Source organism: Burkholderia sp. SIMBA_062 (assembly GCF_046534765.1).
Classification (GTDB): domain Bacteria; phylum Pseudomonadota; class Gammaproteobacteria; order Burkholderiales; family Burkholderiaceae; genus Burkholderia; species Burkholderia ambifaria.
The window spans coordinates 1-333 of record NZ_JAWRYD010000159.1; the positions used below are offsets into that span (position 1 = coordinate 1).

Sequence of the window (333 nt, forward strand, 5' to 3'; positions counted from 1 at the left end):
GACATGCACGCCGATCAGCACCAGCAGCGCCCAGGCGAGCGCGCCATGGATGTCTCCCATCGCATGTCCGGCGGTTGATCCGGTGGGCACGAGCGCTGGCAACGGTAGTGCGCCGAAGACCGTCTCTTTCCACCCTCGTGACGATGCGTTGGCCCAGCCAAGCAGCGGAACCGCAATCAGCGCGGCATAAAGCAGGAAGTGCGTGGAGCGAGAAACGGTGGCCAGCAGCGGCGGCAGTGTGCCCGGAGGTGGCCTGTGCGTGACGCGCCAGACGACCCGTACAGCCATGGCCGCAATGAGTGCCGTACCAATCGCAAGGTGCCACGCAATGAG

At 65.5% G+C, this 333-nt stretch carries 1 protein-coding gene; it reads right to left on the bottom strand.

The window, feature by feature from the left end; all coding sequences use genetic code 11:
• Positions 1-333 (bottom strand): cytochrome b (locus tag SB786_RS35845; protein WP_410731523.1); only part of this gene is annotated, 333 nt, incomplete at both ends.